Genomic DNA, 22,743 nt, shown 5'->3' on the forward strand with positions numbered 1-22,743 from the left:
AACTCGACTTTCCCCTAGCCTCGCGCGCCTGTGGGGGGCGGGGAGCGGCGCGTGCTGGACGATCGAATGCGGGCGGCGATCGCCCGGTTGACCGAGAATGAGAAGGAATGCCTGCGCCGCCGCCTGCTGCCCCAGACCGCCAAGGAAATGGCGATCGAGCTCGGCGTTTCGCCCCATGCCGTGGAAAAGCGGCTCAAGATGGCGCGGGCCAAGCTGGGCCTGTCCTCCTCGCTCCAGGCCGCCCGGCTGCTCGTCCAGGCCGAGTCCCAGCTGCTGGTACCCCATGCGCCGGACCTCGCCGCGGGCATCGCCGAACTGCATCCCGGTCCCGTCCCCGGCGACAGGCGCCGGTGGTGGATAGGAGGAATCGCAATGAGCATCACGATCGCGGCCGCGCTTGCCCTCATGCCGACGGGCGCACCGGCGCCCCGGCAGAACGCACCTGCGCCGCAGCAGAAGGCGAAGCTGTACGACGGCCCCTTCGTTCCCGCGACGCCCGAACAGGCCACGGCGTTCATCGCGGCGAGTTTTGCGACGATGGACAGGGACAAGTCCGGCTATCTCGAGGCGGGGGAGGCGCCGCGCGCCTCGGTCAGCGTCAATCACGGCCCGCGCAAGGATATCGGCGCGGAGCAGGGCGGGCGGATGTTCCTCGCCCGTTTCGATGCCAATGGCGACGGCAAGGTGAGCAGGGACGAATATATCGCCACGCGCCGCCCGATGGTCCTCGCCATGGGCATTCCGGCCAACTGGAAACCGAGCAACTGATCCCCTCCCGTAAGGGCATGCGCCGTGCGCGGCGTCTAGCGATCGAGAGCCGATGAAATCCCCTTCGGGGGTGTTCCCAAACTCGGGGCGGTTGACGCTCAACGGCTGCGGAGCCATGCCCGCGGCGATGACCGACAACCGCCCCATCCTGTTCTTCGATTCCGGTGTGGGCGGGCTCTCGGTGCTCGCGCCCACCGCCGCGCTGCTCCCGCACGCGCCGCTCGTCTATGTCGCCGATTCGGGGGGCTTTCCCTATGGCACGCGCAGCGAGGGCGAGATCGCCGCGCGCGTGCCCGCCCTGCTCGGCCGGCTGGCGGAGCGCTATGATCCGCGCCTGATCGTCATTGCCTGCAACACCGCCTCGACGATCGCACTCCACCATGTCCGCGCCGCGCTCGACGTGCCGATCGTCGGTACCGTTCCCGCGATCAAGCCCGCCGCCGAGATCAGCGAGACCCGCGTGATCGGCGTGCTGGGTACCGAGGCGACGGTCCGCCAGCCCTATGTCGACGATCTCGCGGCGCGCTTCGCCGGCGATTGCACGGTGCTGCGCCACGGCTCGGCCGAGCTGGTCGAGATCGCCGAGGCTTCGCTGGAGGGGGTGCCGCCGCTGCCCGAGCGGATGCGTGCGGTTCTTGCCGGCCTGTTCGACCAGCCGGGCGGCGAGCGGATCGACGTGATCGTCAACGCCTGCACCCATTTCCCGCTGGTCGAGGCGGAGCTGGCAGCGGCCGCGCCGCATGCCGTCCGCTTCGTCGATGGCGGTCCGGGCATCGCCCGGCGAGTCGCCTATCTGACCGAGGGTCAGCAATGGCCGGCATCGCCGGTGCCGGGCAGGGCGGTGTTCACCGCCCGCAGTGCGCGCACCGATGCGCTCGCCCCTGCGCTTGCGCGCTACGGGCTGGTCGGGATCGAGTCGCTCTAGCTTCCCCCGTGCCGGCGCTCAGGTCTGTGGGACGGGCCGTACCGCGACGATGTCACGCAGCCGGGCCGAATAGCGCTCTGCCATCTCCTGATGGACGCGCCGCGCGGTCATGTCGTCGCTGCGATCGGCATGCTCGCGCTCTTCACGCGCGCGTCGGGCGAAATATTCCATGTCTCTGGCGGTCATAACGATGCTCCGTCATCAAGCGGGAGCACAAGTCTCTCGGCCGCGGGCTCGCTTGGGTGCCGACTCGCCGCGGTTGACCCTGTTTACCACATCCCGCATCGATTTTGCAGGAATCCGGACCGGTTTTGGACGAACCCGGCTTTGCTCTCGGTCAAACGTGTCCAAAGCGGAACCGATTAGGCAATATGTCCAACTGGAAATGACCGGATTTTGACGGTAGGAACGCAGCATGCACAGCGCCGACAGCCCAGCGCCCGTCGATTATTCCCGGGTCTTCACGTCCGCGATAGACCGGCTGCACGCCGAGGGCCGCTACCGCGTCTTCATCGACATCCTGCGCAACAAGGGCATGTTCCCCAATGCGCGCTGCTTCGCCGGGCATAACGGGCCGAAGCCGATCACCGTCTGGTGCTCGAACGACTATCTGGCGATGGGCCAGCACCCCAAGGTGATCGCGGCGATGGAGGAGGCCCTCCACGATGTCGGCGCCGGCTCGGGCGGCACGCGCAACATCGGCGGCAACACGCACTATCATGTCGATCTGGAGGGCGAGCTCGCCGATCTCCACGGCAAGGACGGGGCGCTGCTCTTCACTTCGGGCTATGTCTCGAACGAAGCGACTCTCGCGACCCTGGGCAAGATCCTGCCCGGTTGCCTCATCTATTCGGACGAGCTCAACCACGCCTCGATGATCGCGGGCATCCGCAATTCGGGCTGCGAGAAGCGCGTCTTCCGCCACAACGACCTCGCCCATCTCGAAGAGCTGCTCGCGGCCGATGATCCTTCGGTGCCCAAGCTGATCGCGTTCGAGAGCGTCTATTCGATGGACGCCGACATCGCGCCGATCGCCGAGATCTGCGACCTGGCCGACAAGTACAATGCGCTGACCTATCTCGACGAGGTCCATGCCGTCGGCATGTACGGCCCGCGCGGCGGCGGCATTTCGGACCGCGAAGGCCTGGCCGATCGCCTGACGATCATCGAGGGCACGCTCGGCAAGGCCTTCGGCGTGATGGGCGGCTATATCGCGGCCGACCAGATGATCATCGACGTGATCCGCAGCTATGCGCCGGGCTTCATCTTCACCACCTCGCTCTCGCCCGTGCTGGTCGCCGGTGCCCTCGCAAGCGTGCGCCACCTGAAGGGCTCGTCCGAAGAGCGCGACGGCCAGCAGGCCGCCGCCGCCAAGCTCAAGGTGATGATGGCCGAGGCAGGACTACCGGTGATGCCCTCGACCACGCACATCGTGCCGCTGATGGTCGGCGATCCGGTCAAGGCCAAGAAGATCAGCGACATCCTGCTCGCCGAGTACGGGGTCTACGTCCAGCCGATCAACTACCCGACCGTGCCGCGCGGCACCGAGCGCCTGCGCTTCACCCCCGGCCCCGCGCATGACGAGGCCATGATGCGCGAGCTGGTCGATGCGCTGGTCGAGATCTGGGGCCGGCTGGAACTGCGCCGGGCGGCGTAGCGCCCTTACTCCAGACATCGTCATCCCCGCGAAGGTGGGGATCCAGAACAAGGAGCGTCAGCCCTTGTTGCCCTGGACCCCCGCCTGCGCGGGGGTGACGGGTAATGGGCCTTCCTCCCCTCGCGCTGGCAGGAAGCGGCTGTTGCAGAGCAGAGCGGCCGAGACCAGCGATACCAGCACACCCACCGGGAAGATCTCGACAAAGGTCATCGGCAGCCGGAAGAACGGGTTGTGATAGGCGGTGCGGAAAGACGCCATCTCCGCCTGCGCCTTGGCCAGCTCCGCGCCGCTCTTGCCGTCGAGCATCGTTCCCGCGAACTTGTCGATGAACGCGTCGATGCCAATCGTCGCCAGCGCCACGTCCCAGCAGATCGCATAGACGATCCCCGCGACCAGGCTGATCGCCAGCCCCATGCCGAGTGCCGGCCAGAAGCGGATCACGCCGCCCTGCGCCACGTCGCGCTGGCGCTTGATCGCGACGAAGATGGCGCTCAGCCCGATCAGCATGATAAGATAGCCGATCGCCATGCCGTACTGGCCGGTGGCGCCTTCGAAGTTCAGCACTATGACGGAGAGCAGGCCGCCGGCGATCAGGCCGCCGATCAGGCCATGGGTCAGGATGGTGCGCAGCATAGTCGTCCCCCTTGGGTTCAGGTTGCGCTTCGATCAGCCGCTTCGCAAGCCGCCGCGGCAATCCCCCGAAAGGATGATTTGCGTGAAATGGCCCAGATCCGTCGTCCCGGCGAAAGCCGGGGTGGCGTTACTTGACGATCCCCAGTTCCCGCGCCCGGGCCACGGCGTCCCCGCGTCGCTTCGCCCGCAGCTTCTCGAGCAGCCGTGCGACATGCGTCTTCACCGTGTTGAGCGATACGCCGAGCTTGTCCGCGATCTCCTGGTTCGATCGCCCGGCGAGCAGTTCGTCGAGCACCTCCAGTTCGCGCGGGGAGAGGCCCAGCGCCGCCACCGCCTGCGGATTGCCGTCGAACGCGCGTGGGGCTGGCCGGGCGATCCCTCGCACGCCGAGCCAGACGCCCAGCGCCAGGAAACCGCCCGCGATCAGGAAGATGTAGAGGTCGCCGATGTGCGAGCGCACCAGCCGCTGGTAATCGAGCCATTGGAGCAGCAGCGTTCCTGCCGCCAGCAGCGCGCCGTATAGCAGGACGCGCTTGCCCAAGCTCAGTCCCGCGTCAGCGTCGCGCTCCACACATAGCCGCGCAGGGTCGAACGGAAGTCGAGCCGCAGCCCTTCCTCCTCGGCGATGCGCTTGAGCACCGCGGGCAGCGTGTCACGCGGATAGACGTGGAAGTCGTTCAGCGACTTGAAGTGCAGCCGCTTCGCAAAGCCGGGCAGCCGCTCATACTGGCCGAAATCGACGATGTGCAGGCTGCCGCCCTGCGCCAGCGCCTTCGCGCCCAGCTCGATCGCCTCCACCCAGGGCGGGATCATCGAGAGCGTGTAGCTCATGAACACCCGGTCGAGCTTGTCGACGCCGAACAGCGCGTTCACGTCGAACGCACCCGCGTCACCCTGCGCCAGCGTGATCTTGCCGCTAAGGCCGTTCTTCTCGACCGAGGCGCGTGCCGTCTCCAGCATCGCCTCGCTGATGTCGAAGCCGTAGAAACGCGCCTCGGGGAAGCGCTTCGCCGCGACGATCAGGTTGCGCGCGGTGCCGCAGCCCACTTCGAGCACGGTGCCCCCGCGGGGCGGATTCAGCCCGCGAATCAGCGCGTCGCGGCCGAGCAGGTAGAATTTGCGCGTGAAGTCGTAGAAGTGGCGATGGAGCGCATAGGTCGCGTCCATCAGCCCCTTCTGGTCGGCACCCCCGGTCGCGGCGCTCATGCGTGCGGCTTCAGCGTCCAGACGTGCGTCGCGCCATAGACCGACGAACGGTCTCGGCGCGTCCAGTCGTCGAGCTTGGCCTGGTCCTCATATTCCCACTGGGACATGAGTTCCTCGGGGATGTGCCCCTTCACCACATCGGGGATCGCCGCGGTGCGATAGAGCACGCGCGCGCCCGGCTTGGCGGTGCGGGTGATCTCGCCCCAGATGCGGGTGAGCTGCTCGTCGGTCATCCAGTCCTGCGCGTCGAGCAGGATGTAGCGGTCGAGCGACTGTGCCGGCATCGTCTCGAGATAGTCGGCATAGTTGGTGTGGCGGATCTCGACGCGGTCGGCGCGCGCGCGCACCACATCCCAGTTCTTTGCCTCGAGATACGGCGGCAGCGGCGCGTCCGGACCCTCGCCATAGCCGCGGCCAAAGGCCTGCCAGGCGTAGAAATTGTCCTTCAGGTCGAAGTCGCAGGCGAGCTTGCGCAGGCGGCTCTTCAGCGCGCCGGTGATGCCCGCCTGGTCGTCGATCTTGAGCAGGTCGTACTGCGCCGGCGGAATGCCGAAGCCGAACAGGGCGGCGGGCTGGTCGACCAGCCAGCGCAGGAACTTCTTCTCGAAGAACGGCTCGAAGCGCGTCTCGAAGATCTGGCGCTGCTCCTCGATGTTCTTCGCGGCCAGGATCTCGCGCGGATCGATGCCGTAGCGGTGCGCCAGCCAGTGGACGAAGCCGATCAGCCGGCCGAGCAGGCCGTATTTGTAGAAGCCATGCTTGAACGCCTCGATGCGGCGGGTGCCGTTCAGGCCGCGGCGCTCCCAGTAATCGCGGTACGGCGCATCGAGATGCGGCGCGATGTGCTGGCGATAGGCCTCGACATTCTCGGCCTTGTTGGCCTGGCCGAAGAAGCGGTGGAACGCCGCATAGTCGGGCAGGTTCAGCGCCGCCTGCTTCTTGAGGTTGTTGAGCGCGATGTGTGCCGGATTGAGATCGACCGCGGTGATCTTCGCCGGGTTCGCCGTCAGGTACGAGAAGACGTTGCACCCGCCCGAGGCGATCGTGACCATATGGTGGTCCGGCTGCAGCTGCAGCGCCTCCATGTCGATCACCGGATCTTCCCAGATCTGCGGATAGACGAGGCCACGGAACGCGAAGGTGAAGGCGCGCTCGAGCAGGCCCTCCTTGGTCATGTGCTCATGGCGGTGTACGGCGCCGCGGACGGCGACATTCTTCGGCGTCTTGGTAATCGAACCCATCAATAGCTCCTGGACGCCCCGGCGGACGAGCGGTGGTCCGCCACGCCCTATTACCCCTTTGTGACGAACCGGCGTCACTCTAGGGTCTATCCCCTGCACCCGCAACGCCTGTCGCGGGTGCTTCCCGGGACGCCCCCTAGAGTCAGGAGCCCAGCAAAATCAATCCCGTGTGACGCTGCCGGCCATCGGCCAGTCGCTGTCGCCGATCCGCTTGAGCACCATCTTGAAGAAGGGGCGGGGCGGCTGCCCCTCGGCGACGAAATCGCCGGTCTCGGTCCAGGTCGCGCCGTCGAAGATCGCCTTGTACTGGACCTTGGCATTGGGACCGGCCGGCACTTCCCAAGCGTAACCCTTGTCGAGCACCGTCATCGGGAAGGTACCCGATCGCCCGCCGGTATAGCTCTGCATCGAGAAACTCTGGGTTCGCGCGTCGTAGGAGACCACGGCGAAGGCGTTGAACGGCACCTTGCCGTCCACGTCGAATGACTTGCCCTCGATCAGCGTGATCGTCCCGTCGAGCAGCGTTCCGACGCGTTCGGTATGCGTCACGACCTTCTCGCCGACGCCGGGCATCTGCATTCGCGCCTCGCCGCGCCACTTGCCGTGCATCCAGTCGAGCCTGTGCATCGCGGCGGATTGCTGCGCCATCGCGGCGGTGTCGGCCTGCTGAGCATGCGCGGTGAAGGGCAGGGCGAGAGCAAGCGTCGCGATGCCCCAAGCCCAAAACCCAAAAGTTCCCCGGCGAAAGCCGGGGCCCAGGGTCACGGGCGAGACGGCAGAGAAACCCTGGGCCCCGGCTTTCGCCGGGGAACTGGATAGACGTGAAGCGAACATTCCGATCTCCCGATTGTCCCCGGCCTCCGCCCATGGCAGCCTGTCCGCCATGCCCGCCGTCCGGTCGCTCCGCACTGGCCCTGCCGCCCGCACTGCCGGCAAGCGCGGTTTCGTGAAGCGCGCGCTCGGCTTCGCGAAACGGGCATTGCCGAAAAAGGCGCCGCCCGGCTTTCCGCTGCTCTGGGTCGCCTGCCTCGCCGCCGCGGCGCTGATGATCGTCACCGGCGGGTTCGGCACCGGCCGCCTGCCGCTCCACGCGCGCACCCTTTTCTGGGTGGTGCTGATGCTGTGGAACGCGCTCAAATGGCAGGCGCTGTTCGCCTGGGGCGTGCGCAAGTCGAGCGACTGGCCGCGCATCGCGCTGCTCGGCACCGTCCCGCTCAACCTGCCGTTGCCGCTCGAGATCCCGCTCGTCGGCGCGCTGCTCGGCCGGAACATGCGCGTCATGCCATTCGACGTCTGGCTGCGTGCGGCGGCGATCAGCGTGGTGATCTTCGCCGTCTGCGCGCTCGTCGCCTGGATTTTGCTCCGTCAAATGCGCCCGGTCCGCGCCGATACCGGCCTGCTCGCCCGTGCCCGGGTCGGTGCCGAGCAGCTCGCGGGAATCGAAGCCGAGGATCATTATTGCCGCATCCACCGCCGCGACGGCACGAGCGCACTGCTCCACTACCGCTTCGGCGACGCGCTCGAGGAAGTCGCCGCCCTGGACGGCGCCCAGGTCCATCGCGGCGCCTGGGTCGCGGCGGGAGCCGTGGCCGGCGCCGAACGCGATGGCCGCAAATGGCGGCTGCTGCTCGCCGGCGGCGGTTCGGTACCGGTCAGCGCGACCTATGCAGCGGAGGCACGGGCGCGGGGATGGCTGCGGGGAAGGGGATAGCCGGCCAATCGTCATCCCCGCCTGCGCGGGGATGACGGGAAGATATGCGGAAGGATCAGATCAATCCCGGCAATAGCCCTCGCCGGTGTGCACCGTCAGGCAGTCCTTCTTGCCCGCCAGCCACTTAAGGCCCGTCGCATCGCCATCGCTCGGGTGGAGCGTCTGCTCGCCGTCCGGGCGCTTGAACGTGATGCCTTCGCTGGACCCGCGGCCATCGAACGACCCCTTGTCGTCGAGCGTGTACTGCATCTCGAGCTTGTAGGTGCCGGCATCCTTACCCTTCGACACGACCAGATAGGTGCCTTCGACACCCTTCCAGCGACCGACCCAGTCGTCGCGGTCCACCGGCTTGCCGGACACTTCCTTCTTCAGGTCGGCGGCGCCGGTCTCGACGGCATTGGCGATCGATCCGCCCACCGCGACTGCGGCATTGCCGGCGGTCTCGGTGGCGTTGGCGGTGGCGTCGGCGGCCCGGTCGGCGCTGTTCTCGGCGGCGTTGCACGCGGCGAGCGCCAGCGCAGGCGCGAGGATCAGCAGCGCGCGCATCAGCGAGTCGCCTCGTCGATCGCGTTGCCGACATGGCTCGCGCGGTTGCCGATGTCGTCCGCGGTGTTGTCGAAGGCGTTGCCGGCATCGTCCGCGGCTGCGTCGATGCTGTTGCCCAGGTCGTTGGCGGCGTTGCTCAGCGAGTCGCCGGTGCGGTCCAGCGAGTTGCTCAGATTGCTCTCCGTGCTCGGCGAACAGGCCGCGAGGCCCAAAGCGAGGGCAGGGAGCAGGGCGAAAATCGTCTTGCGCATGTTTCTCTCCGAATAGTCGGTCTAGCCAGCACGGTCCTTGCGGCGTAGGGGAGCGCGCATGCCACACGCCATCGCTATCGCATCGGACCATGCCGCCTACGCAATGAAGGCAGAACTCGCCGAATGGTTGCGTAACGAAGGCCATGAAGTGCTCGATTTGGGCACGAATGGCCCCGAAAGCGTCGATTATCCCGATTACGGCTATCGTCTCGCCAAGGCGATCGAGACCGGCCAGGCCGTGCACGGCGTCGCGCTGTGCGGCTCGGGCATCGGCATCTCGATCGCGGTGAACCGCAATCCGGCAGCGCGCTGCGCGCTCGTCTCCGAGCCGCTCTCGGCCAGCCTTGCGCGCCAGCACAACGATGCCAATGTCATCGCCCTCGGTGCCCGTCTCGTCGGTATCGAGATGGCCAAGGCCTGCATCACCACTTTCCTCGCAACCGAGTTCCTCGGCGACCGCCACCAGCGCCGGGTCGAGAAGCTCAGCCACCCCGAAAGGAGCCCCGAATGAGCACCAACCCCGTTAGCAATGGCGTGCAGCCGGACGGTTTCTTCACCCGCAGCCTCGCCGAGGCCGATCCGGCGGTCTTCGCCGGCGTCGAGCACGAGCTGAAGCGCGAGCAGTATCAGATCGAGCTGATCGCCAGCGAGAACATCGTCTCCAAGGCGGTGCTCGAGGCCCAGGGCTCGGTCTTCACCAACAAGTACGCCGAGGGCTATCCCGGCAAGCGCTACTACCAGGGCTGCCACCCCTCGGACGAAGTCGAGCAGCTGGCGATCGATCGCGCCAAGCAGATCTTCGGCTGCGACTTCGCCAACGTCCAGCCGCACTCGGGCGCGCAGGCGAACGGCGCGGTGATGCTCGCGCTCGCCAAGCCGGGCGACACGATCATGGGCCTCAGCCTCGATTCGGGCGGTCACCTGACCCACGGCGCGAAGGCGGCGATGTCGGGCAAGTGGTTCAATGCGGTCCAGTATGGCGTTGATCCGGTCACGCACCTGATCGACTTCGACGAGGTCCTGGCCAAGGCCAAGGAGAGCCAGCCGCGCATCATCATCGCCGGCGGCTCGGCCTATCCGCGCCACATCGATTTCGCGAAGTTCCGCGCGATCGCCGATGAAGTCGGCGCGATCTTCATGGTCGACATGGCCCACTTCGCCGGCCTGGTCGCCGGCGGCGTCCACCCGACGCCTTTCGGCCACGCCCATGTCGTGACCACCACCACCCACAAGACGCTGCGCGGCCCGCGTGGCGGCGCGGTGTTCACCAATGACGAGGCGATCGCCAAGAAGATCAACTCGGCGGTGTTCCCCGGCCTGCAGGGCGGCCCGCTGATGCACGTCATCGCCGCCAAGGCGGTTGCGTTCGGCGAGGCGCTCCAGCCCGAGTTCAAGTCCTATGCGGCGGCGATCGTCGAGAACGCCAAGATCCTCGCGGCCACGCTCAAGGAGCGCGGTGCGGCGGTGGTCTCGGGCGGCACCGACACGCATCTCGCGCTGATCGACCTCACCCCGCTGGGCGTGACCGGCAAGGACGCCGACGAGGCGCTCGAGCGCGCGGCGATCACCTGCAACAAGAACGGCATCCCCAACGATCCGCTGCCCCCGGTCAAGACCAGCGGCATCCGCGTCGGCTCGCCGGCGGGCACCACCCGCGGCTTCGGCGTCGCCGAGTTCCGCGAGATCGGCAACATGGTCGCCGACGTGCTCGACGGCCTCAAGAAGAATGGCGAGCAGGGCGACGCCCAGGTCGAGGCCAATGTCCGCGAGCGCGTCCGCGCGCTGTGCGAGCGCTTCCCCATCTATCCGGAGCTCTGATTAATTGCGCTGCCCCTTCTGCGGACATGAAGACAGCCAGGTAAAGGACAGCCGCCCCACCGAAGACGGGGCGGCGATCCGCCGTCGGCGCCAGTGCGAGGCCTGCGCCGCGCGCTTCACCACGTTCGAGCGCATCCAGCTGCGCGAGCTGACCGTGCTCAAGTCCGAGGACAAGCGCGAGCCGTTCGATCGTGACAAGCTGGTCCGCTCGATCTCGGTCGCTACCCGCAAGCGCCCGGTCAACGGCGTGCAGATCGAGAAGCTCGTCTCCGGCATCCAGCGCCAGCTGGAGACGATGGGCGAAACCGAAATCCCCTCGCAGAAGATCGGCGAGCTGGTGATGCAGGGGCTCAAGGGCCTCGATTCGGTCGCCTATATCCGCTTCGCCTCGGTCTATAAGGACTTCCGCGAGGCCAAGGACTTCGAGGAATTCGCCGGCAACGTCACCGAGGCCGGCCAGGAAAGCGGCAAGCAGTGAGCCAGCCTCCCGTCATCGTCCTCGTTCGCCCGCAGCTCGGCGAGAATATCGGCAAGGCCGCGCGCGCGATGCTCAATTTCGGGCTGGTCGAGATGCGCCTCGTCGCCCCGCGCGACGGCTGGCCCAATCCCAGCGCCGGTCCGGCCGCGAGCGGCGCCGACATCGTGCTGGAAAAGGCCCAGGTCTACGAGACCGTCGCCGATGCGGTGGCGGACTGCGCGCATGTCTATGCCACCACGGTGCGCAAGCGCGGCATCTCCAAGCCGGTGGTGACGCCGGAAGAGGCCTCGCGCACGATCCACCGCGAGGAAGGCCGCTCGGCGATCCTGTTCGGCCCCGAGCGCTCGGGGCTGGAGACCGACGACGTCGCGCTCGCCCGCACCATCCTCACCGTGCCGATCAACCCCGAATTCGGCTCGCTCAACCTCGCCCAGGCGGTGATCCTCGTCGCCTATGAATGGTCGAAGGGCGAGCAGCTCGTGCAGCCGACGCAGGAGGACCTCGATCCCCCCGCGCCGCAGGACGAGCTCGACGGCATGATCGGCCAGCTCGATGCGATGCTCGACGATTCGGGCTATTATTTCCCGCCCGATCGCGTGCCCTCGACCCGGCGGACCTTGCGCACCCTGCTCACCAAGGCGCGTTGGTCGAGCCAGGAACTGCGCACCCTGCGCGGCGTGCTTTCTGCGCTCGACGGCAGGAAGCGCCACCGCATCGGCTGACATATATCAGCAACACAGTTTCTGCTTTCCGCAAACTCCCGGCCTCGCTAATTGCGCACCATCATCTTGGGAGGGGTTTTCCGATGCGTCTGGTTGCTTTGCTTGCCCTGTTCGCGCTTTCCACGCCTGCCGTTGCGCAGCAGGCCGAGCCCGATGCCGCCAAGCCGGTCGAGGCGAAGAAAAAGAAGAGCGACGATCCCAATCGCGAGATCTGCCGTCGCGTCGCGTCGTCCAGCAGCCGCCTGGGCGGCCGCGCGGAATGCCACACCCGCGCCGAATGGGACGCGATCAGCAATGCCAGCAACGCGTCCGTCAGCCGGGACCTTCGCGGCCAATAAGCCTGGTCAGTCGCGCGCCGGTCGCGCGTCGAACTTCACCAGTTCATAGGCGATCGAGGCTTCGACCAGCAGTTCCCAGAGGTCGCCGATCGCCTCGTCCGGAATGCCCGCCGCACGCGCGTGCGCGCGGGCATTGGCGATAACCTGCGCCTTGCGCGCCTCGTCGCGGACATGGCCGCGCTCGGGCTTGATGCGCGCGGCGGCATCCATATAGCCGAAACGGCGCTTCAGGAGCTGGACCAGCTCGGTGTCCACCGCATCGACGCCGGCACGGACTTCCCGCATCGTCGTGCAGGCTTCGGGATCGAGTATCTCTTGCATGGGCGCTCCTTGGCGGGGCGGGGTGCCGCTGTCCAGCTTGGCGTCTCTGGCTTGACTCCATCCCCCCACGCGGCTAACCGCGCGCCTTCGCAATGGCCCCGCACCCCGGTGAAGCGGCGGCCCTGCCTCTCTTCGAGAACAGCAGGCGGATACCGGGAGCAACCCTCGCCTTCCCCGAAAAGTGGGAACCGGTTTTCGGACCAGGAAGGCGAGAAAACGTCGTTAGCAGTTGCAAGGATTACAGAATGTCGAAGCGTTCCAGCGCAAAGTACAAGCTCGACCGCCGCATGGGCGAGAACATCTGGGGCCGTCCCAAGTCCCCGGTGAACAAGCGCGAATACGGCCCGGGCCAGCACGGCCAGCGCCGCAAGGGCAAGATGTCGGACTTCGGCATCCAGCTGCGCGCCAAGCAGAAGCTCAAGGGCTATTACGGCGACGTCACCGAGAAGCAGTTCAAGAAGGCGTATGAAGACGCCTCGAAGATGAAGGGCGATACGTCGCAGAACCTCATCGGTCTGCTCGAGCAGCGCCTCGACATGATCGTCTATCGCGCCAAGTTCGCGCCGACGATCTTCGCGGCCCGCCAGCTCGTCAACCACGGCCACGTCCTGGTCGATGGCGAGAAGTGCAACATCGGTTCGCGCCGCATCAAGCCGGGCCAGACCGTTTCGCTCCGCCAGAAGGCGCAGGAAATGGCGCTGGTCATGGAAGCCCAGAGCCTCGCCGAGCGCGACATCCCCGATTACGTGTCGCCGGACGGCGCCTCGAAGATCACCTTCACCCGCGTGCCGACCCTCGACGAGGTGCCGTACCCGGTGAAGATGGAGCCGAACCTGGTCGTCGAATTCTATTCGCGCTAAGGTTCGCTTCCTTCGGGAAACGAGAAACGGGGCGGTCCTTCGGGGCCGCCCTTTTTCGTGGCCGCCGATGCCAGGGTCCAGCGACAGCTAGATCCGGCGATACATCCGCGGCCCAACTCGCCTAGTCCATCATCCCGGCGAAAGCCGGGATCTCATGCCGTAGCGCGGGACAAGAGCCGCCCGAGATCCCGGCTTCCGGGCTTCGCCGGCAGCCCAGCGCGCCGCCTTTACCGGATACTCCCCGAATCTACTCAATCTGGCGGAATTGCCCGCTCGGCCGCCGGTATTGACCCAAAATGGCGCTACCTCGCCTCCCCGGGGGTTCCACGCCCCTGTAACATTTCGGCAAAATATCAGGGCCGCACCTGCTCGCATCTCCAGTTCCTCCTCGCTTTGCCCGGCGACGGGGCGGGGATGCTCTTGAAGCGCGTGGGGCGGGTCCGGGGGGAACCCGTTCCACGCGCCGAAGAGTCCGGGGGGACTTGCATTTGGGACTGATTCATCGGGACGCCGCTCTCGATCATCCGGCATTGCCGCTATTGCTCGCCCGCCTGGGTGCGCCTGAAATCGCCGCCGTGCCGCGCTATCCGCTGCCCGGCAGCCGGCGCGGCCGCTGCTATTGGAACGTCCGCGATCAGGTGCGCGGGCACGGTGGTGGCTGTGTCTTCGGTTGGATGCTGGTCGAGATTCCCGGCGTCGCGCTGTTCGGCTGGCATCATGCGGTCTGGCGCGCGCCGTCGGGCCAGCTGACCGACATTTCGCCGCATCCGGTCACCGGCTGGGCGGTGGGCAGCACCAGCTTCGCGGTCGATCCGGTACAGGATCACCCGCTCGATTGGCCGCCGGGCCTGCCCCAGGTCTTCGAGCCGCTCGTGCAGGATGCCGTGCTCGATCGCTTCATCGCCGCAGAGGCCGAGGTCCATGCCCTGCGCGCCCGCTACCGCGATGCCGAGCAGGCAATCCCGTCCGCCACCTGCTTCGACGGGGACGCGGAGCTGATCGTCCATGTCGAGACGATCGCCGATGTCGCCCGGCTCAAGAAGCTCGAGCGCCGCTATCTGCCGGCCATCCGCACCGCCGAGTCCCGCCGCGACGCGCTGATCCCCGCGCTGGTGGCTCTGCAGGACGCGGCGCTGGAAGGGGCGGAACGGCTGCGGGCGTGGGCGCCTGGGATGATGGTCGTCGGCCCGGACAACGGGCCGAGGCAGGAACCCGCTAGCGCCGCGCCTTGCGGATCTCCAGCTCCCTGACGGGCGAGATCACCTCCGGCAGCTCCCGCGCCGCGAAGTCGATGAAGCTCGGCCAGTTGTCGCGGTTGTCGTGCCCGCCGCGATGCTGGCGGAAGGCCAGCCTGCCGCCGGTCACCGGGGTCAGCTCGGGCGGGAACGTGGTGGCGCTCAGCCCTTTCGCCCCGCGTATCTCCCAGGCCGGAGAGGCCGCCACCGCCGCCAGGAAATTGCCCTTGGGATCGACCCAGCCATCGCCGGTATCCACCGTGCCTGCGCCGATGAACAAGGGGCGCGGTGCCGAAAGGGCGATCAGCATGTGCGCGTCGATGGGCAGGTCGAACTCGGTCTTCGGGCCCGCATATTTCAGGAAATTGCCCGCGAACCAGTGATACTCGCCCCCGGCGGCGAGGTTGCCCATCCGCTCGCCGAAATTGCGGCGATAGAGCGCCGCGCCGCCGGCGCCCGAGGAGCCGATGAATCCGATCGCGAATTTGGGGTCATAGGCCATCGCGACCAGCGCCGCCTTGCCGTAGCGCGACAGCCCTTCGATGCCGATCGCGTCGCCGTCAACTTCCGCGTCCGCAGCGAGCGCTTCGCGCGCCCGGCTCGCGCCCCAGGCCCAGGCACGCAGCACGCCCCAATCCTCGGGGCCGCGCGGACGGCCCTGCAGCGAGATGCCGATCACCCCGGTCTTCAGCGCACCGCCATTGTCCGCCTGGATCGAGTTGGCCACGACCACGGCATAGCCGAAACCCCGTTTGAGCAGCTGCTCGGTATAGGGCGGGCCGGGGTCGCCCGGGCGGGGCGGCCCGGGGAATTTTAACCCCTCGGGGAAGCCGAAGGAGAGGATCAGGCGCGCCGGATAATGGCTGACCGGCAGCGTATAGCGGACGGCAATCGTCGCGGATGCTCGCGGCCATGCCCTGTTGTCCGCCTTTCCTTCCAGCCAGCGTTTGACGACGGGAATTCCGGCTTCGGTCGCCTTCTCCTGGCGGACGAGGTTCCACGTTATTTTCGGGGCGGTTAGCGGCAAACGGCCATAGATTTCGCGGTCGAACAGCTCGACGATCTCGCGGCGGCGGCGGTCCCAGTCCTTGCTGTTCCTGACCGGCCGTCCGTCGTTCAGACGCATCATATCCGGAAGTTGGGGCGTGCCCGCCTTGGCCTCGTCATAGTTCGCCGCATTGGGTGCGTTGGGGTTGAAACCGTCTGCGCCGGCACGGATTTCCTTGATTCCCAGGCGGTCGAGCATCGCCTGGCGGTCGGCATTGGCGGCGGTGTAGTCCTGCTGCTGGGCACTGGCGGGTAGGGCGAGTGCCAATATCGGCGCACAGAGCGTCCACAAGCGCATGCTTTCCCCTCCCGTGTTATCGCTATCAAGGCTGCCTCGCATTGCGGTCGGGCGCAACCCTTGCCAACATCCACGCACGACTGTTCCGCAAAGGGGATCCCATGCGCCACCTGCTCACCGCCGCCCTGCTCCTCGCGGGCACCGCGGCCAATGCCCAGACCATCTCGACCGAGACGATGAAGGAGGTGACGAAGGAACTGTCCTCCGATGCCTATGAGGGCCGCGCCCCGACCACCCCGGCCGAGGACAAGACGATCGCCTATATCGTCCAACGCTTTGAAAAGGCCGGGCTGAAGCCGGGCAACAAGGGCAAGTGGACCCAGGACGTGCCGCTGGTCGAGATCACCGCGAACAACGTCCAGCCGCTGGTCTTCTCGGGCGGCAAGGCCCCGGTCAGCCTCGATTATCGCAAGGACATGGTCATCGCCACCTACCGGGTGACGCCCAAGGTCGCGATCAAGGACAGCGACGTCGTCTTCGTCGGCTACGGCATCAACGCCCCCGAGCGCGGCTGGAACGACTATGCCGGCCTGGACGTGAAGGGGAAGACGGTCGTCATCCTGGTCAACGACCCCGACTATAAATCCACGGAAACCAAGGGTTTGTTCGAGGGCAAGGCGATGACCTATTATGGTCGCTGGGTCTACAAATACGAGGAAGCCGCGCGCCAGGGCGCCGCGGCGGCGATCATCGTCCACGATACCGTCCCGGCTGCCTATGGCTGGGGCGTGGTCCAGTCCTCCTGGACCGGGCCCCAGCTCGAGCAGGACACGCCGGGCGACCATATGGACCAGAGCCAGGCGATCGGCTGGATGCAGCTCGACAAGGCCAAGGCCCTGTTCGCGTCCGCCGGCAAGGACTTCGACGCGCTCGTCGCCGCAGCCAGCCAGAAGGGCTTCAAGGCCGTACCGCTCGGGGTAAAGGCCTCGGTCAGCTGGGATAATTCGATCAAGCGCCAGGCGTCGAAGAACGTCGTCGGCATCCTGCCCGGCACTGCCAAGCCTGACGAGGTCGTGCTCTATTCGGCGCATTGGGACCATCTCGGCCGCTGCGACGCGGTCAAGGGCGACGACATCTGCAACGGCGCGGTCGATAATGCCTCGGGCATCGGCGGCCTCGTCGCCTTGGCGGAAGCCCATGCCAAGGCGGGTGCGGCCAAGCGCAGCGTCGTTTTCCTGGCGGTCACCGCCGAGGAATCGGGCCTGCTCGGCAGCAAGTTCTACGCCGAGAACCCGGTCTATCCGCTCGCCAAGACGGTGGGTGGGGTGAACATGGATTCGCTCAATGTCCTTGGAAAGACGAAGGATTTCACGATCGTCGGCGGCGGCAAGTCCGAGCTCGAGGACCTGGTGAAGCCCTTCGTCGCGGCCGAGGGCCGGGTGATCGTCCCCGAGGAGCGGCCCGAGGCGGGCGGCTATTACCGCTCGGACCATTTCAGTTTCGCCAAGCTCGGCGTGCCGATGCTCTATGGCGAGAGCGGCGACGACCTGGTCAATGGCGGCAAGGAAGCCGGCAAGAAGGCCGCCGAGGATTATACCCAGAACCGCTATCACAAGCCCCAGGACGAGTATGACGCGAACTGGGACTGGAGCGGCGCGGTCTCGGACCTGAACATCTATTACGGCCTCGGCCGCCAGCTCGCCGAGGGCGCGGCCTGGCCCAACTGGTATCCGACCGCTGAATTCCGCGCGGTTCGCGACAAGTCTCGCGCCGGGCAGTGAACGGGATTATGGGGGCGGAATGACGATTCCGCCTCCCCCCAAGCCCGAATGGGCGCACCACCACGCCGTGTGGATCGGCTTCCCCAGCCATCCCGAACTCTGGCTCGACGATCTCGCTTCCGCGCGCCTCGAAGTCGCCGCCTTCGCCAAGGCGGTGCACGCCGAGGGCAAGGGCGAACAGGTGATCCTGGTCGCCGCCAATGAGGAATCCGCCAAGGCCGCCAAGCTGCTCGCCGGCAACGCCGCCAAGGTGGTGATCGAGCCGTTCGGCGACATCTGGCTGCGCGACACCGCCGCGATCATCGGCGGCAACGGCACCGCGCACGACTTCCGGTTCAACGGCTGGGGCGGCAAGTACGACCTCGAGGGCGACGACGATATCGGCCACCGCCTCGCCGAGCGTGCGCAGATGAAGGTCGAGGACCATGGCTGGGTGCTCGAGGGCGGCGCGATCGACGGCGACGGCACCGGCCTGGTCGTCACCACCGAACAGTGCCTGCTCAACCGCAACCGCAATCCCCAGCTCGGCAAGGCCGAGATCGAGGAGATGCTGCGCAAGGACCTGGGCTATACCCAGGTGCTGTGGCTCGGCGACGGCCTGCTCAACGACCATACCGACGGCCATGTCGACAATCTCGCCCGCTTCATCGGCCCGAACCGGCTGCTGATCCCCGAGGGCGCCGAGAACGACCCGAACTGGCGCATCTACCAGGACGCCGCCGCCCGCGCCGAGCGCGCCGGCGTCGAAGTGGTGCGCTTCCCCTCGCCGGGCCGCGTGCTCAACGAGGATGAGGAGATCATCCCGGCGAGCTACATGAACTTCTACATCGGCAATGCCGCGGTGGTGGTTCCGCTCTACGGTCAGGAGAACGACGTGGCCGCGGTGGACAAGCTCGCCGAGCTGTTCCCCGGCCGCGCGATCATCGGCCAGCGCGCCGACCATATCCTGACCGGCGGCGGCAGCTTCCACTGCATCAGCCAGCAGATCCCGGCTTGATTGAAATCCCTCTCCCGCCTGCGGGATAGGGAGGGAGCCGACGAAGTCGGCGGAAGGGTGAGAGTCAGTAAAGCGGCAGGCGAGAAGCTCGCGGCCAGCTCTCACCCTCACCCTGGCTCCCCCGGCCTTGCCGGGGTCGCCGTCCCTCTCCCGCAGGCGGGAGAGGGATCTATTTGGCGGCAGGCGCCCCGGCGATCGGCGCCCCGGCCGTGGCGCTCACGCGCCAGATCATGTTGCCGACATCGTCCGCCACCAGCAGCGCGCCGCCGGCATCGGTGATCACGCCGACCGGGCGGCCCTGCACCGTCTTGCCGTCCTTGCCGAGGAAGCCGGTGAGCAGGTCGACTGGCTTGGCGGTCTTGAGGGGATAGCCATTGTCGCCGAACGGAACGAAGACGAGCTTGTAGCCCGAAGGCGGCTCGCGGTTCCACGAGCCGTGCAGCGCGACGAAGGCGCCATTGGTGAACTTGCCGCCCAGCTTGGCATCGGCGGCGAAGGCGAGGCCCAGCGGCGCGGTGTGGGCGCCGAGCGCGAAGTCGGGACGCTTGGTATATTCGCGCAGGTCCGAACGCTCGGGCGTCACGCGCTTGTCGATGTAACCGCCCCAATAGTTCCACGGCCAGCCATAGAAGGCGCCGAAATCGACCTGGGTGAGATAGTCGGGCGGCATGTCCGAGCCGAGCATGTCGCGCTCGTTGACCACGGTCCACAGATTGCCGGTGTGCGGCTCGAAGGCCATGCCGTTGGGATTGCGCAGGCCCCAGGCATAGACGCGCGAGGACTTGGTATCGGGCACCACCTCGAGGATCGCGGCGCGAGTGCGCTTGGCGGCATCGAGCTGCTTTGCCACCGCGAAGGGCGAATCGGCGGTGTAGATGTCGCCTTCCTTGTCGAGCCCGTTCTCGGCGATGTTCGACGAGGAGCCGACCGCGACATAGATGCGCTTGCCGTCGGGCGAGGCGAGGATGTTGCGGGCCCAGTGATTGCCGCCACCGGCCAGGTCGACGATCTTCTCGGGTTTGGCGGCGATCCTGGTATCGCCGGCCTTGTAGGGGAAGCGGACCAGCGCGTCGGTGTTGGCGACGTAGAGCCAGTCGCCGATCAGCGCCATGCCGCTCGGCGAGTTCAACCCCTCGAGGAATGCCGAGCGCTGGTCGGCGACGCCGTCGCCATTGGTGTCGCGCAGCAGGGTGATGCGGTTGGCCGAAGGCACGCCGGCGCCGGCACGGTTCATCATGATGCCCATGATCCAGCCGGTGATCCCACCGCCGTCGCGCGGGGGCGAGTTGCTCTCGGCGACCAGCACGTCGCCATTGGGCAGGCGATAGAGCCAGCGCGGATGATCGAGCTTGTCGGCGAAGGGGGCGACCTGGATACCCGCGGGCGCGATCGGCTTGGCGCCGTTGGCCCAGCCCACCGGCTTGGCGATGCGGATCGTCGGGATGTCCTGGTAGCGGGCCTCGCCCAGCTGCGGGACCACGCCGGTCACCGCGGCTTCGGAGAGCTTGGCCTTGTCGGGCTGGGTTGCCCAGAAGAAGAGGGCAATGAGGACCACCGCGAGGATGGCGAGGACGATGAGGATCCGCTTGAGCATCGCGGAAGGATAGGGGCGAGGAGGGGGGAAGCCAATCCAATTAAAATCCTCCCCCAGCGAGCTGGGGGAGGATTCAAGGAGTCACTTCAGATCGAAGCGATCGGCGTTCATCACCTTGGTCCAGGCGGCGACGAAGTCATGCACGAACTTCTCCTCATTGCCGTTCTCGGCATAGATCTCGCCGACCGCACGCAGCTCCGAATTCGAGCCGAAGATCAGGTCCGCACGGGTGGCGCGCCACTTCTCGTGACCCGCAGCCCGGTCGGTCGCGACATATTCGTCGTCGCCTTCCCCGGCAGCCGCCCAGACATTGGTCATGTCGTAAAGGTTGACGAAGAAGTCGTTGGTCAGCTGGCCCGGGCGCCTGGTGAAATGGCCATGGCCGCGCTCGCCGTGATTGGCGCCGAGCACGCGCAGGCCGCCGATCAGCACGGTCATCTCGGGAACCGAGAGGCCGAGCAGCGAGGCACGGTCCAGCATCATCTCCTCGACCCTCACCGCCAGCTTCTTCTTGCCGACATAGTTGCGGAACGCGTCCGCCTCGGGCTCCATCACCGCGAAGCTCTCGGCATCGGTCTGCTCCGCCGTCGCATCGCCGCGTCCGCCGCTGAACGGCACCGCGACGCTGGAGCCGGCATCCTTGATCGCCTTCTCGAGCCCGACCACGCCGCCGAGCACGATCGCGTCGGCCAGCGACAGCGAGCCCCGAAGGCCATCAAGGGTCGAGATCACCTTGGCGAGAGTCTCGGGCTCGTTGACCTCCCAGTCCTTCTGCGGGGCCAGTGCCACGCGCGCGCCATTGGCGCCGCCGCGGAAGTCCGATTTGCGGAAGGTGCTGGCCGAGGCCCAGGCCACCTTGATCAGCTGGCTGACGGTCAGGCCGCTGCCCGCGATCTTCGCCTTCACCGCCGCTACATCGGCGTCCGACGGCGTGGTGCCGGCGGGGATCGGATCCTGCCAGATCAGCTCTTCGGCGGGGACTTCCGGCCCGAGGTAGCGGATCTTGGGCCCCATGTCGCGGTGGGTCAGCTTGAACCAGGCGCGCGCGAAGGCGTCCTTGAACGCTTCATGGTCGTTGCGGAACTTCTCCGAGATCGCCCGATATGCCGGGTCGCGCTTGAGCGCCATGTCGGCGGTGGTCATCATCGTCGGGACCTTGATGCTGGGGTCCCAGGCCGCCGGCGCCTTGTCTTCCTCTTTCTGGTTGATCGGCTGCCACTGGTTGGCACCCGCGGGCGACTTCACCAGCTCATAGTCATAGTCGAGCAGCAGGCGGAAGAAGTTCTCGCTCCACTCGCGCGGGGTGTTGGTCCAGGCGCCCTCGATGCCGCTGGTGACGGTATGCTCGCCGATGCCGCCGCTCTCATGGCCGCTGACCCAGCCAAAGCCCTGGGCTACCAGATCGGCGCCCGAAGGAGCCGCGCCGAGCAGCGAGGCGTCGCCATTGCCATGCGCCTTGCCGAAGGTGTGGCCACCGGCGGTGAGGGCGACGGTCTCCTCGTCGTTCATCGCCATGCGCGCGAAGGTTTCCTTCATGTCGCGTGCCATGCCGGCATCGTCATGCGGATTGCCCTGCGGGCCTTCGGGATTGACGTAGATCAGGCCCATCTGGATCGCGGCGAGCGGGCCTTCGATCTCATGGAAGCCGTGCTCGGGGGCGATGCGGGTCTGGACGCCTTCGTTGACCCATTTGTCTTCCGAGCCCCAATAGATGTCGCGCTCGGGCTCGAACACGTCGGGACGGCCGCCACCGAAGCCGAACACCGGCCCGCCCATGCTCTCGATCGCGACATTGCCGGTGAGGATGAACAGGTCGGCCCAGCTGATGTGCTTGCCGTATTTCTGCTTGATCGGCCAAAGCAGGCGGCGCGCCTTGTCGAGATTGCCGTTGTCCGGCCAGCTATCGAGCGGGGCGAAGCGCTGCTGGCCGCTGTTGGCGCCGCCACGGCCGTCAGCAGTGCGATAGGTGCCGGCGGCGTGCCACGCCATGCGGATGAAGAAGGGGCCGTAATGCCCGTAATCGGCCGGCCACCAGGGCTGGCTGTCGGTCATCAGCGCGGTGAGATCGGCCTTGAGCGCCGCATAATCGAGCTGCTTGAAGGCTTCGGCATAGTCGAAATCCGCGCCCATCGGGTTGGACGACCCGTTGGGGTTGAGGATCTCGGTGGCGAGCATCTCGGGCCACCAGTCCTTGTTGGTGCGGCCGAGTAGCGCACGCACGCCGCCTGCGCCGTGCATCGGGCAGCCGCCGCCTTCGATCGATCCGGTCTTCGCGTCCATCTCCCAAGCTCCTTGCTGATTTGCGTCCCATGGGATGCCATCCCGGATGCAATCGAAGAAATGGATTAGATCGCCGTCAGTGATCGAGTGAGTGAT

The 22,743-nt window shown here is 66.9% G+C and carries 25 protein-coding genes; 13 read left to right on the forward strand and 12 right to left on the reverse strand.

The annotated features are described in order from the left end of the window. The first annotated feature begins 51 nt into the window (after nucleotides 1-51). Nucleotides 52-768: a sigma factor-like helix-turn-helix DNA-binding protein gene (locus GGR46_RS20505; protein ID WP_183999844.1), complete on the forward strand. Its 717-nt coding sequence runs from the start codon at nucleotides 52-54 to the stop codon at nucleotides 766-768. A gap of 127 nt (nucleotides 769-895) precedes the next feature. Further along, complete coding sequence (murI, locus tag GGR46_RS20510) at nucleotides 896-1,693, forward strand: glutamate racemase (protein WP_183999845.1); 798 nt, start codon at nucleotides 896-898, stop codon at nucleotides 1,691-1,693. An 18-nt stretch (nucleotides 1,694-1,711) separates the two neighbouring features. On the opposite strand, the gene GGR46_RS20515 is transcribed toward murI, so the two are convergent. Further along, entirely contained in the window at nucleotides 1,712-1,879 is a 168-nt protein-coding gene (locus GGR46_RS20515) for a hypothetical protein (protein WP_183999846.1), read from the reverse strand. 229 nt (nucleotides 1,880-2,108) lie between these two features. Between GGR46_RS20515 and hemA the strand changes: the two genes are divergently transcribed. Further along, nucleotides 2,109-3,350: a 5-aminolevulinate synthase gene (gene hemA, locus GGR46_RS20520; protein WP_183999847.1), complete on the forward strand. Its 1,242-nt coding sequence runs from the start codon at nucleotides 2,109-2,111 to the stop codon at nucleotides 3,348-3,350. Between the two features lie 57 nt (nucleotides 3,351-3,407). Here hemA and GGR46_RS20525 read toward each other — a convergent pair whose 3' ends face one another. The 5 genes from GGR46_RS20525 to GGR46_RS20545 all read right to left on the reverse strand — a co-directional run bounded on the left by GGR46_RS20525 (nucleotide 3,408) and on the right by GGR46_RS20545 (nucleotide 7,078). Then, nucleotides 3,408-3,983, reverse strand: coding sequence for a DUF4199 domain-containing protein (locus GGR46_RS20525; protein WP_183999848.1), 576 nt, complete (start codon nucleotides 3,981-3,983; stop codon nucleotides 3,408-3,410). 127 nt (nucleotides 3,984-4,110) lie between these two features. Next, the gene (locus tag GGR46_RS20530) at nucleotides 4,111-4,524 is read right to left on the reverse strand and encodes a response regulator transcription factor (protein ID WP_246426228.1); all 414 of its coding nucleotides are present in this window, start codon (nucleotides 4,522-4,524) and stop codon (nucleotides 4,111-4,113) included. Nucleotides 4,525-4,526: 2 nt separating this feature from the next. Continuing rightward, nucleotides 4,527-5,189, reverse strand: coding sequence for a class I SAM-dependent methyltransferase (locus tag GGR46_RS20535; RefSeq protein WP_183999849.1), 663 nt, complete (start codon nucleotides 5,187-5,189; stop codon nucleotides 4,527-4,529). Further along, nucleotides 5,186-6,430: a BtaA family protein gene (locus tag GGR46_RS20540; protein ID WP_183999850.1), complete on the reverse strand. Its 1,245-nt coding sequence runs from the start codon at nucleotides 6,428-6,430 to the stop codon at nucleotides 5,186-5,188. The genes GGR46_RS20535 and GGR46_RS20540 overlap by 4 nt, the downstream gene beginning before the upstream one ends. A 159-nt stretch (nucleotides 6,431-6,589) precedes the next feature. Beyond that, nucleotides 6,590-7,078 carry a DUF1579 domain-containing protein gene (locus tag GGR46_RS20545; RefSeq protein WP_221262871.1) on the reverse strand — a complete coding sequence of 163 codons (489 nt, stop codon included), beginning with the start codon at nucleotides 7,076-7,078 and terminating at the stop codon, nucleotides 6,590-6,592. 235 nt (nucleotides 7,079-7,313) lie between these two features. On the opposite strand from GGR46_RS20545, the gene GGR46_RS20550 reads away from it, so the two are divergent. Then, complete coding sequence (locus GGR46_RS20550) at nucleotides 7,314-8,141, forward strand: LytTR family transcriptional regulator DNA-binding domain-containing protein (RefSeq protein ID WP_183999852.1); 828 nt, start codon at nucleotides 7,314-7,316, stop codon at nucleotides 8,139-8,141. 60 nt (nucleotides 8,142-8,201) lie between these two features. Here GGR46_RS20550 and GGR46_RS20555 read toward each other — a convergent pair whose 3' ends face one another. Together GGR46_RS20555 and GGR46_RS20560 are read right to left on the reverse strand one after the other, a co-directional pair. Next, nucleotides 8,202-8,687 (reverse strand): hypothetical protein, encoded by a 486-nt coding sequence (locus tag GGR46_RS20555; protein ID WP_183999853.1) that lies wholly within the window; start codon nucleotides 8,685-8,687, stop codon nucleotides 8,202-8,204. Continuing rightward, the gene (locus GGR46_RS20560; RefSeq protein ID WP_183999854.1) at nucleotides 8,687-8,938 is read right to left on the reverse strand and encodes a hypothetical protein; all 252 of its coding nucleotides are present in this window, start codon (nucleotides 8,936-8,938) and stop codon (nucleotides 8,687-8,689) included. The genes GGR46_RS20555 and GGR46_RS20560 overlap by 1 nt, the downstream gene beginning before the upstream one ends. 58 nt (nucleotides 8,939-8,996) lie before the next feature. Between GGR46_RS20560 and rpiB the strand changes: the two genes are divergently transcribed. The 5 genes from rpiB to GGR46_RS20585 all read left to right on the forward strand — a co-directional run bounded on the left by rpiB (nucleotide 8,997) and on the right by GGR46_RS20585 (nucleotide 12,294). After that, entirely contained in the window at nucleotides 8,997-9,449 is a 453-nt protein-coding gene (rpiB, locus tag GGR46_RS20565; RefSeq protein WP_183999855.1) for a ribose 5-phosphate isomerase B, read from the forward strand. Continuing rightward, entirely contained in the window at nucleotides 9,446-10,756 is a 1,311-nt protein-coding gene (gene glyA / locus GGR46_RS20570; protein ID WP_183999856.1) for a serine hydroxymethyltransferase, read from the forward strand. Before rpiB ends, glyA begins: the two co-directional genes overlap by 4 nt. Nucleotides 10,757-10,760: 4 nt before the next feature. Next, nucleotides 10,761-11,234, forward strand: coding sequence for a transcriptional regulator NrdR (gene nrdR / locus GGR46_RS20575; RefSeq protein WP_183999857.1), 474 nt, complete (start codon nucleotides 10,761-10,763; stop codon nucleotides 11,232-11,234). A 68-nt stretch (nucleotides 11,235-11,302) separates the two neighbouring features. Then, the gene (locus GGR46_RS20580; protein ID WP_246426290.1) at nucleotides 11,303-11,956 is read left to right on the forward strand and encodes an RNA methyltransferase; all 654 of its coding nucleotides are present in this window, start codon (nucleotides 11,303-11,305) and stop codon (nucleotides 11,954-11,956) included. A gap of 83 nt (nucleotides 11,957-12,039) precedes the next feature. Further along, complete coding sequence (locus GGR46_RS20585; RefSeq protein ID WP_183999859.1) at nucleotides 12,040-12,294, forward strand: hypothetical protein; 255 nt, start codon at nucleotides 12,040-12,042, stop codon at nucleotides 12,292-12,294. A 6-nt stretch (nucleotides 12,295-12,300) separates the two neighbouring features. Here GGR46_RS20585 and GGR46_RS20590 read toward each other — a convergent pair whose 3' ends face one another. Then, nucleotides 12,301-12,615 (reverse strand): chorismate mutase, encoded by a 315-nt coding sequence (locus GGR46_RS20590; RefSeq protein WP_183999860.1) that lies wholly within the window; start codon nucleotides 12,613-12,615, stop codon nucleotides 12,301-12,303. 245 nt (nucleotides 12,616-12,860) lie between these two features. On the opposite strand from GGR46_RS20590, the gene rpsD reads away from it, so the two are divergent. After that, complete coding sequence (gene rpsD / locus GGR46_RS20595) at nucleotides 12,861-13,475, forward strand: 30S ribosomal protein S4 (protein ID WP_183999861.1); 615 nt, start codon at nucleotides 12,861-12,863, stop codon at nucleotides 13,473-13,475. A gap of 488 nt (nucleotides 13,476-13,963) precedes the next feature. Next, the gene (locus tag GGR46_RS20600; RefSeq protein WP_183999862.1) at nucleotides 13,964-14,725 is read left to right on the forward strand and encodes a hypothetical protein; all 762 of its coding nucleotides are present in this window, start codon (nucleotides 13,964-13,966) and stop codon (nucleotides 14,723-14,725) included. Here GGR46_RS20600 and GGR46_RS20605 read toward each other — a convergent pair. Further along, the gene (locus GGR46_RS20605; RefSeq protein WP_183999863.1) at nucleotides 14,691-16,055 is read right to left on the reverse strand and encodes a glucuronyl esterase domain-containing protein; all 1,365 of its coding nucleotides are present in this window, start codon (nucleotides 16,053-16,055) and stop codon (nucleotides 14,691-14,693) included. The genes GGR46_RS20600 and GGR46_RS20605 overlap by 35 nt on opposite strands. 101 nt (nucleotides 16,056-16,156) lie before the next feature. On the opposite strand from GGR46_RS20605, the gene GGR46_RS20610 reads away from it, so the two are divergent. Together GGR46_RS20610 and GGR46_RS20615 are read left to right on the forward strand one after the other, a co-directional pair. Continuing rightward, nucleotides 16,157-17,776 carry a M28 family metallopeptidase gene (locus GGR46_RS20610; RefSeq protein WP_183999864.1) on the forward strand — a complete coding sequence of 540 codons (1,620 nt, stop codon included), beginning with the start codon at nucleotides 16,157-16,159 and terminating at the stop codon, nucleotides 17,774-17,776. Between the two features lie 19 nt (nucleotides 17,777-17,795). Further along, nucleotides 17,796-18,773, forward strand: a complete 978-nt coding sequence (locus GGR46_RS20615; protein ID WP_183999865.1) for an agmatine deiminase family protein — start codon at nucleotides 17,796-17,798, stop codon at nucleotides 18,771-18,773. A gap of 169 nt (nucleotides 18,774-18,942) precedes the next feature. Here GGR46_RS20615 and GGR46_RS20620 read toward each other — a convergent pair whose 3' ends face one another. Both GGR46_RS20620 and katG read right to left on the reverse strand, forming a co-directional pair. Beyond that, complete coding sequence (locus tag GGR46_RS20620) at nucleotides 18,943-20,367, reverse strand: PQQ-dependent sugar dehydrogenase (RefSeq protein WP_183999866.1); 1,425 nt, start codon at nucleotides 20,365-20,367, stop codon at nucleotides 18,943-18,945. An 81-nt stretch (nucleotides 20,368-20,448) separates the two neighbouring features. Further along, complete coding sequence (gene katG, locus GGR46_RS20625) at nucleotides 20,449-22,647, reverse strand: catalase/peroxidase HPI (RefSeq protein ID WP_183999867.1); 2,199 nt, start codon at nucleotides 22,645-22,647, stop codon at nucleotides 20,449-20,451. Nucleotides 22,648-22,743 lie beyond the last annotated feature (96 nt).

Source organism: Sphingomonas kyeonggiensis, from assembly GCF_014196745.1.
In the GTDB taxonomy this organism is placed as follows: Bacteria; Pseudomonadota; Alphaproteobacteria; order Sphingomonadales; family Sphingomonadaceae; genus Sphingomonas; species Sphingomonas kyeonggiensis.